This window comes from Pseudomonas sp. NFIX28 (genome assembly GCF_900107395.1).
In the GTDB taxonomy this organism is placed as follows: Bacteria; Pseudomonadota; Gammaproteobacteria; order Pseudomonadales; family Pseudomonadaceae; genus Aquipseudomonas.
The window spans coordinates 26960-35608 of record NZ_FNPW01000028.1 but is presented as its reverse complement, the minus strand read 5'-3'; the positions used below and the strand labels follow the sequence as shown (position 1 = coordinate 35608).

Sequence of the window (8649 nt, the reverse complement as noted above, 5' to 3'; positions counted from 1 at the left end):
CAGTTCGTCGAGGCTGGCCAGGAGATTCACTACAAGGCCGGGGACAAGGTCGTGGCCGAGGCTGGCTCGGAACTGACGGCCAAGGCCGGTGGCAGCTTCGTCAAACTCGATGGCGGCGGCGTGACCATCAGCGGCGCCGATGTGAAGATCAATTCCGGCGGTGCGCCGGGGACCGGAACAGGCATTGCCGCACTGCTTCCGGGATTGCTGAAGGCCGCTGACGCTGACAAGGCCGGAGGGCTGCTGCAGGTCCGTTCGAACTCGCCCATACCGCGCCTGACGCCGCCCAAGGGGATCTGTGTCGAGTGCTGGAAAAAAGCATTACGCCAGAAGCTGGCATTACAAACAGGGGAGCCTGCATGAGCTCTCTAACAGCCTCTCAAGCCTGGGCTCAAGCGCAGTCAAATGCACAACCGCGTTATGCCATTGTCGAAACGGGATTGCTGTCTGACGAATCGCGCATGCGCTTCCTGAAATCGGACTTTTCGCGGTACCCCATCATGCGTCAAAACGAGTTCGCCGAATTACGCGAATACGGTCCCTGGCTCGTCGACGTCAGCCCTCTTACGTTCGATGAATTTTCTACTCATAAATTGTTTTCGGATCGCCAAGCGCTCATGGGCTGGATCAGCTCCGATTGTCCGGGCGACCAGTTGAACGAGCATTTGAGTGACGCGTTGCTGGCAAAGAATGAAGTCGAAGAAGTCCTTTTGATTCGCAGCTATGCCCCTGAAGTTTTGCCCCTGCTCCACGCTCGCCCAGACCTGCCTTGGCATCCCTGGCTATTTGGCCCGTTGAAAGAGTGGTGGTTGCCAACCGATGACAACGACTGGCAACGCTTCCAGGGCGGCAGCAACAAACAGCTGTCGGAGTATCATCCCATCACCCTCGACGCCCAGCTTTGGCAAGCTTTGGAGCTGGACCCACTGGCCTACAACCTGGTAACCGAACTCGAACGTTCAGCGCCGGAAGTATTCACCAGTTCTTGTCATGGCGACCGTCTGACGCAAGTAGAAAAAGCCATCGACACTGCCCGCAAGGAAGGTCTTGAAACACCGGAAGACGTCAGCCTCTTCGCCACCTTGAACCTCTTTGATAGGGAGTTTCCGAGTAACTGGTCCAAATGGTCACAAGCAAAAACTTTGGTTCGCCAAGAAAAACTGCCCCTTGGACTTATCATGAGGCAGTTGTCCGAATGACTTCCATTCAAGAGTTATCGGAACAACAGCTGGCACCGCGAAAGGCTGGCACTTTTTTGGACAGGCCTATTTTCAGCTACCGCCTAGCAAGATCTGGAGAAGATCAAAAATGTTAAAACTTGACTTGAACTCAATTAAAAATAGTCAACCGCGGCGGCGCGCAAAAATAATTGCGGGAGCAATAGTTTTATCAATCTCCTTGGCTTTATTATATTTTTATACTCAGCCTCGTCTTCCTGCTGCAATGATAACTTCGGAAAACTATACAGATAGACCTATATTTAGTTTTTGGATTAATGATTTCTGGGGCGGAAATCTTGCTGCAATGGGAGGAGGTGGAATAATTTGCTGTAGCAACTTCGAGGGTTCAACCGCGAAAGTTGTGTGGATTCTGGACATAACTAGAAAACAAAAGCTACAGGGCGCAGTAGAAGAACGCCACGAAAAGGAGTTAGCCATGCCTCCACGCGGGGAAAGCGATCGTTATTTACATGTGCGTTTTGATCCAGAAAACAATGTCCAACTGGGCTGGAGCACCAACCTCGACAGCCCTTTTTTGCCGTCAGCGGAAAGTACAATGAGCCCCAAAACTTAAAGACCGATCAATTGACTCTCCGCACAAACCACAGTTGACTTATAGCGGCAGGCATCAAATGAAAATTCATTTAAACAATCAGAATCAACGCGCCCGGCGGCGTAAAAAAATACTCCTTGGAGCTTTTATATTAGCAATGCCTTTCATAGGGTTTTACATATATGGACTCCTACGCCTGCCCGCAGCCATGTTAACCTCAGAAAACTATATGGATCGGCCTATCTTTAGCTACTGGGTCAATGACCATTGGGGAGGGAATGGAGGTATCACTTGTTGCTGGAACTTTGAAGGGGATACAGCAAAGGTTGTGTGGATTCTTGACATGACAAGACAACAACAAGAGCAAGGAGCAAAAAAAGAGCGTCATGAAATTATAGTACCTATGCCAAAGCAAGGTAAAAATGACCGCTATTTGCATGTTCGCTTTGACCAAGGCAATAAGGTACGCCTGGGCTGGAGCCCAGATCTTTTCAGCCCATTCTCACCTCGCCCTGAAACACTAAAGCGCAGCGAATAAGGAAGCCCGCGATGAGTTCACCAAGGAGTCTTGAGCGTGCAGAGGCTATCAGCACAAGTAGCAGCAAAACTGCAAGCAAAAAAACTGCCGTATTACCTTGCGAGGCTGTTCTTAAAATCGGTTTTTTCTTTGATGGCTTCGGAAGAAACTTAGAAAGCGACCTCACAACTGAACAATTAAGCAATATTTCTAGACTATTCCTTGCACATCCTTACGATAGAACAACCCCACCAGTCGACCCATTAAATCAAATTCAGAAGTTCTATATGTCTGGAATAGGTGCGCCTTTTAATGCTTCGCTTGGAGGAGGTACAGAGCTGATGAATACAGGGCTAATGGGAGCCCTCAACAAAGCCAAGGACAACGTGGCTGACGTCCCCAAAGACAGTGCCACAGATGCTGCGGTAGATGCCGGCAAAGACATTCTGACGGGTAAACATTGGTGGGAAAATCTGCTTAACAATCTTAAGCCAGGAAATATCGTCTCCACCATAATCAAAGCCGCGGCTCCTGCCGCCATCGAAATCTTCCCTGCCATCCGCGATGACGAAACAGCCGCTGACTTGTTCAAGACCGGGGTAGACACACGTTTGGAGGCAGCGTCTCAAGCATTTGAAGATGCAATTACCAAGGCGGAGGCACAAAGCAAGGCCCCCCTCAAACGCATCGCTGTTTCTGTATTCGGTTTTGATTTTGGAGCCACACTGGCTAGAGCCTTTGCCCACAAGCTCTTTGAAGACTGTGATCCGGGGACAACTCGCTTCAAGGGTAAAAATCTTGAGATCGTTTTCGTAGGTTTGTTCGATGCTGTAGATCGAAGCAGTGAAAGCTCGATCATTGGGGATTTCCTTTCCCCGTTGACCAACAAGGTGGACGACGGGGAATGCCTTCCAGGTCCCGTCAAAGCAGCCCTGCATTTGGTCGCAGCTCACGAATGTCGTAGTACCCGCCGCTCCCGCCTCATTGGCACAGGCTCCCTCACCCCACGATGGGAAGAACGGCTGGTGCCAGGCACAAGTTACGACGTCGGAGGGGGCTTAAAAAAAGCAGATGTTCCTTACAGCCTGGAGCTGCACAAAGCGACCCTGCAGGAAATGTATCGAGCTGCGTATAGAGCAGGAGTACCCTTCGCCGAGTTTGAGAAGCTTCCAGATATTGGAGTGGAAATCTCTCAACTCTTTGAACTGAATGATCATGTCAACGGTGTCAGTGCAGTCGAATCCTCTAAGCGTTATATGGCCAAGGTAGGACACAACCAGGTTTCCGCCGAGTCCTTCCTGGCACACCGCTGCATGTATATCCGCCGTCTTCGCGGCTTGTGGCAACTCTATAGCGGACAATATCGTGCCTACAGTGACGAGGAAGATCGCTTGGAACGGCCGGTCTTTGGCGAGAATGGCTCATTGAAAAAAATACTGGGATTGGGTAGCGAAAGTGAATCTCAGGCAAAAAAACGTGACCATGCACTGAAACAGGTTCGCACCCACAAGACCGCGCTTCGTAATGAATTGGGATGGCTGGAGGCGGTTGATGCGGAAGCCAGAAGAATAAAAAACGGACTGTCCACGCAAGCTGAAAAAGCTCTGCTGAACGAATGGTTCAATCCAAACCCGCCAGCCTTGAACTCCGACGTCGAAGATCTGCTGGAACTTTATCTCAACGATAGTTACATGATCGGCCAGATACCCAAGGAGCCGATGTACCTCAAGTACTTCCTTGTACGCGGACTCGACAGGCCTGACCTGACGAAAACCAAAGGAATGGCACCTGATTATTTGCAACAATATATGAGTTGATCGGCAACCTGCCTCAATAGCTAGAAGCAACATCAATGCGGTAACGCGGACTTCCCATTCCGTAAGTAACAACTAATTATTCGATTCCGTCTCTGGGCACCACTAATACCGAAACCCCTGAATCGAAAGATTCAGGGGTTTTTTATTGCCTGCGATTTAATGGCGCCTGTTTCAGCGCCGCCGCCCTCACTCAGTAGCTATCGTTCCAGTGAAGGTTGAGGTCTCGAATACCGGCCATTTTCATGTCCACGGTGCTGCGCTGGGTTTGTCCGTTGCGGGTGGCGGCGACCTGGTATTTGCCGGCCGGCAACTGCACATACACGATCGGCCCAACCTGATTCAGGCTCAGGACCGACTGCCCTTGCATGTTCTGGATCGCCAGATCGACATCCGGCACGTATTTGTTTTCCGGGCCGGTGGAAAAAGTCATGTGCAGGTTGTAACCCTTGACCTGCTGGATGGCGCGCGACTCGTCCAGGCCGATACCGCCAGACAGATAGGCAATGCCGTTCTGTTGTTGCGGCTCCAGGTGCACGCCCGCGGGGTCGATCGGCTCGCTGCTGACGGTTGCGGACTGCACGCCAAGTGGCGATAGCGACAGCAATGCCGCGAAAACGCCGGTTACGACACTCAAGTAGAAAGATTTCATGATGAGCACTCCCGAGTTCATTTCGAACCACTGAAATGGGAACGCCACCGTCAAGAGTCCAGCCCCAGAACGGCAGCGTCCGGGTTTCCCCTTTTCATCTCGAATGGCTCGGCTACGCCTCAGGCAAACGATGCTCGAATGGAAGCTCGTCGGGCGGTATGCCCGCGAGCCTTGAAACCAGTTTACGCCCCGATTCCAGGCTGTTTAGATCGATTCGATTTGAAACTTTCAGCCAAAAGTACCTGGCCGCAAGGCTAAGCCGACGGTTGCCAGGCCGCGGAGAAGGCGGTTATTAATGCGTGCACCGAAATAGAGCGGACTTGCCTTTGCGCCCGCAAGGAACAGCGCCGATGACCGTGCAAACCTCGCCTTCGCCCCTGCGCCCTGCAAGCGCCGCGGCCCACAACCCCGGCACGGCTTTTCGCCAGCCCGCCGCCGATGGCTTCATGCTGGGCGGCTTCACCTGGCGCCACGCCGAATCCGATCCCACACGCCCGGTGGTGATCATCAATGCCGCGACGTCCGTGCGCTGCCGGCACTACGCGCGGTTCGCCGACTATCTGTTCAGCCATGGCTTCGACGTTCTCAGCTACGACTATCGCGGCATCGGCGAGTCGCGCCCGGCCTCGATGCGCAAGCTGAAGGCGTCCTGGACGGACTGGGGCAGCCTGGACTTCGAAGCCATGCTGCAACGCGCGCAGCGCGAATTTCCCGGCCAGCCCATCGACGTGGTCGGGCACAGCTTCGGCGGCTGCGCGGTCGGCCTGGGGGCGTCCGGGCAACTGATACGCCGCGTGGTGACGGTGGGCGCGCAGTTCGCCTATTGGCGTGACTACGCGGCGGCCAGCCGCTGGCGCATGCTGGGCAAATGGCACGTGCTGATGCCGCTGCTGACAGCGGTTTGCGGCTACTTCCCCGGCAAGCGCCTGGGCTGGCTGGAGGACACCCCCGCCGGCGTGGTGCGCGACTGGGCCACGCCCACCGCGCACTATCAAAGACGGCCCAGCGGGCGCCGTCTGGCGCGGCGGGACCCGGCGCTGCCCTTCGCCAGGGTCAAGGCGCAACTGCTGGCCATCAGCATCAGCGACGACCCTTATGGCACCGTGCCAGCCATCGAGCGCCTGCTGGCCTACTTCACGGCCAGCCGGTGCAGCCATTGGCGCATCGACCCCGAAGATATCGGCGAGCAGGAAGTCGGGCACTTCGCGTTCTTCCGCAGCCGTTACCAGGCCCAGCTGTGGCCCATCGCGCTGGCCTGGCTGCAACACGCCACGCTGCCTGGCGATACCCCGGGACGCCTGATCAGCGGTAGCCGTTGAGCGTGCCAGCCGGCGCATTTACTGGCATCCTCTGCCGCCTGCAAGCCAGGCCGGTCGCCGTATCGCTGCCTGGCCCCCTTCTTTGCGCAAAAGGTACGACGCCCATGGCATCTGCGAACAAGCAACACAAAAGAGCCCAGCGGGCGAAAACCAAGGCCAAGCAGAACCGCACCCAGCGCAACGCGGCGCCGGTGGAGCTGGACCCGAACGACGACCGCATCGACTTTGAATCGGTAGACCTGACCGAGCTGTTCAAGAAAATGATCGACGCCGAGAAGATCAGCCAGCAGGCGATGTGCGCGGCATTCCTGGAAGACCCGCTGCTGGAGATCGTCTACGAGCAGGAAGGCGAGGAAGGCGCCATGGACTTCATCCTCGCCGCGCTGATCGAGTACCGCCAATGGTCCACCGAGACCGACGAAGCCGGCGCCCTGGCCTGGATCGAAAGCCCGGAGTTCCAGGCCGCGTACCTGGCCGCCTCGGAAGCGCTGATGCAGAAATAAGGCTGCGGCTACGGCGCGCTATGCCCGTCACCGCCGTGTTGAATGTTCGATTGTTTTCGCGGGCAAGCCTCGCTCCTACGAAGCGCCGGCATCCGCGCGATAACAATCTGCATCCGTAGGAGCGAGGCTTGCCCGCGAAAGCATCAGCACAGGCCATAAAAAAGGCCGCTGTCATCGCTGACAGCGGCCTTTTTCGTTACCGGGAAAAACTCAGGCGCGACTCAATACCCCGGCCGCCTGTCGCTCCAGCTTGCGCCGACGCGCCACCAGCAAGCCCGCCGCGATCACGATGATGCTCAGCAGGCCAGTGGCGATGATCTCCATGCGGTGCCCTTCCTGGAACAGCATGATGGTCAGCACCCCGACGATGAACACGATCACCGCGTAGGTCAGGCCCGGGAACAGCCACATGCGGAAGGCGATCTTCTCGCCCGCGGCCATGCGCTTCTGGCGCATGCGCAGCTGCGATACGGCGATCACCAGATACACCAGCAAGGCGATGGCGCCGGAGCTGGCCAGCAGGAACTCGAATACCGCGGCCGGCGCTACATAGTTGGCGAACACCGCGAGGAAGGCCGCCGCGGTGGACAGGATCACCGCCCAGTAAGGCGTGCCGCTGCCATTGGTGCGCTTGGCCGCGGCCGGGGCATCGCCACGCTTGCCCAGGGAGAACAGCATGCGCGAGGCCGTGTAGAGCGCCGAGTTCAGGCAACTGGTCACCGCCACCAGCACCACCAGGTCGACGATCAGCTTGGCGTTGGGAATGCCCATGCGATCGAGCACGGTCTGGTAGGAACCGACCTGCGCCAGGCTCGGGTCATTCCATGGCACCAGGGCCACGACAATGAAGATCGACACCAGGTAGAACAGGCCGATCCGCCAGATCACCGAGTTGGTGGCCTTGCTGATCTGCTGGCCCGGGTTCTTCGATTCGGCGGCGGCGATGGTGACGATCTCGGTGCCCATGAACGAGAACATGGTGGTCAGCATCGCAGCGAGCACCGCGCCCATGCCGTTGGGCAAAAAGCCCTGGGTATCGAACAGATGAGAGACGCCGCTGACATTGCTGGTCGGCAGCAGGCCGAAGATCGCCAGCAGGCCGAGCACCACAAAGCCGATGATCGCCACGACCTTGATCAAGGCGAACCAGAACTCGAACTCGCCGTAGTTCTTCACGCTGAACAGGTTGGTCGCGGTCAGCAGCAAGGTGATGACCAGGGTAAAGGCCCAGATCGCGATATCGGGGAACCAGGCATGCAGGATGGTCGCGGCGGCGTTGGCTTCCAGCGGAATCACCAGCACCCAGAACCACCAGTACAGCCAGCCGATGGTGAAACCGGCCCAGTGGCCGATGGCGCGGTCGGCATAAGTCGAGAAGGAACCCGTGTCCGGCGAGGCGACGGCCATTTCGGCCAGCATGCGCATCACCAGCACCACCAGGGTGCCTGCGGCCGCATAAGCCAGCAGCACGGCAGGGCCGGCTTCGGCGATGGCGTGGCCGGAACCGACGAACAACCCGGCGCCGATTACCCCGGCGATCGACAGCATGGTCACATGCCGCGGTTTGAGCCCCTGTTCGAGGTCGTTGGAGGTCTGCGTACTGCTCATTGAAACTACCTTTTGCAAAGAAGCGAAAGCGTCCACCCGAGCTGGCTGTTCCTTTCAGGCAAGCGGCCGTAAAAAGAATCCAACAGATCGTTCTTTATTTCTTACGCAAGATTTGCGCCAAAATGTTACAAAGTCCCGGCCGACGGGGGCTGTGAAGACGACCGATGAACGATCGCAAGTCCTTGAGATTAATGGCCTTACGCCAGAACGTTACCGCTCCACCCATTTTGTAGAACGAAGCGGCGCACCAGAAACACACACAAAAAGTGTGTGGCGCACAAATAGAGGGCGGATACGCAACCTTTGGCCGTTTTACCCTTCCAACACCTGGCCAAAGCTGGCAACATCGCGCCTTTTTTTACGCGACACCCGCTGGAAACAGGGTTCAAACGGGCGTTCGGTTGTTGATGGCGCGACAGTCTGCTGTGCCGATGCGACAACCTGTCACACGCCGTCTGCTTAC

The 8649-nt window shown here is 56.4% G+C and carries 8 protein-coding genes and 1 pseudogene; 7 read left to right on the top strand and 2 right to left on the bottom strand.

Features of this window, described 5'->3' with window-relative positions:
- The 5 genes and pseudogenes from BLV20_RS30210 to BLV20_RS30190 form a co-directional block, all read left to right on the top strand.
- Positions 1-363, top strand: a pseudogene (locus BLV20_RS30210) (type VI secretion system tip protein VgrG); the annotation flags it as partial.
- Positions 360-1199: a DUF4123 domain-containing protein gene (locus tag BLV20_RS30205; protein WP_092306012.1), complete on the top strand. Its 840-nt coding sequence runs from the start codon at positions 360-362 to the stop codon at positions 1197-1199. The pseudogene BLV20_RS30210 and the gene BLV20_RS30205, both read left to right, overlap by 4 nt.
- 109 nt (positions 1200-1308) lie before the next feature.
- Complete coding sequence (locus BLV20_RS30200) at positions 1309-1794, top strand: DUF3304 domain-containing protein (RefSeq protein ID WP_092306011.1); 486 nt, start codon at positions 1309-1311, stop codon at positions 1792-1794.
- 58 nt (positions 1795-1852) lie between these two features.
- Positions 1853-2311, top strand: a complete 459-nt coding sequence (locus BLV20_RS30195) for a DUF3304 domain-containing protein (protein ID WP_256577920.1) — start codon at positions 1853-1855, stop codon at positions 2309-2311.
- 11 nt (positions 2312-2322) lie between these two features.
- Positions 2323-4107 carry a DUF2235 domain-containing protein gene (locus BLV20_RS30190; RefSeq protein ID WP_092306010.1) on the top strand — a complete coding sequence of 595 codons (1785 nt, stop codon included), beginning with the start codon at positions 2323-2325 and terminating at the stop codon, positions 4105-4107.
- A gap of 190 nt (positions 4108-4297) precedes the next feature.
- Here BLV20_RS30190 and BLV20_RS30185 read toward each other — a convergent pair whose 3' ends face one another.
- Positions 4298-4756, bottom strand: a complete 459-nt coding sequence (locus tag BLV20_RS30185) for a hypothetical protein (RefSeq protein WP_092306015.1) — start codon at positions 4754-4756, stop codon at positions 4298-4300.
- Between the two features lie 350 nt (positions 4757-5106).
- Between BLV20_RS30185 and BLV20_RS30180 the strand changes: the two genes are divergently transcribed.
- Positions 5107-6075, top strand: coding sequence for an alpha/beta hydrolase family protein (locus tag BLV20_RS30180; RefSeq protein ID WP_092306009.1), 969 nt, complete (start codon positions 5107-5109; stop codon positions 6073-6075).
- Between the two features lie 104 nt (positions 6076-6179).
- The gene (locus tag BLV20_RS30175; protein ID WP_062823953.1) at positions 6180-6578 is read left to right on the top strand and encodes a hypothetical protein; all 399 of its coding nucleotides are present in this window, start codon (positions 6180-6182) and stop codon (positions 6576-6578) included.
- 210 nt (positions 6579-6788) lie between these two features.
- Here BLV20_RS30175 and gabP read toward each other — a convergent pair whose 3' ends face one another.
- Positions 6789-8186, bottom strand: a complete 1398-nt coding sequence (gene gabP / locus BLV20_RS30170; protein WP_092306008.1) for a GABA permease — start codon at positions 8184-8186, stop codon at positions 6789-6791.
- Positions 8187-8649 lie beyond the last annotated feature (463 nt).

Bases quoted from the DNA above. Each gene is read 5' to 3' on its own strand.
- BLV20_RS30200 (WP_092306011.1), top strand. From the start codon at position 1,309: ATGTTAAAACTTGACTTGAACTCAATTAAAAATAGTCAACCGCGGCGG.
- BLV20_RS30190 (WP_092306010.1), top strand. From the start codon at position 2,323: ATGAGTTCACCAAGGAGTCTTGAGCGTGCAGAGGCTATCAGCACAAGT.
- BLV20_RS30205 (WP_092306012.1), top strand. From the start codon at position 360: ATGAGCTCTCTAACAGCCTCTCAAGCCTGGGCTCAAGCGCAGTCAAAT.
- BLV20_RS30175 (WP_062823953.1), top strand. From the start codon at position 6,180: ATGGCATCTGCGAACAAGCAACACAAAAGAGCCCAGCGGGCGAAAACC.
- gabP (WP_092306008.1), bottom strand. From the start codon at position 8,186: ATGAGCAGTACGCAGACCTCCAACGACCTCGAACAGGGGCTCAAACCG.
- BLV20_RS30180 (WP_092306009.1), top strand. From the start codon at position 5,107: ATGACCGTGCAAACCTCGCCTTCGCCCCTGCGCCCTGCAAGCGCCGCG.
- BLV20_RS30185 (WP_092306015.1), bottom strand. From the start codon at position 4,756: ATGAAATCTTTCTACTTGAGTGTCGTAACCGGCGTTTTCGCGGCATTG.
- BLV20_RS30195 (WP_256577920.1), top strand. From the start codon at position 1,853: ATGAAAATTCATTTAAACAATCAGAATCAACGCGCCCGGCGGCGTAAA.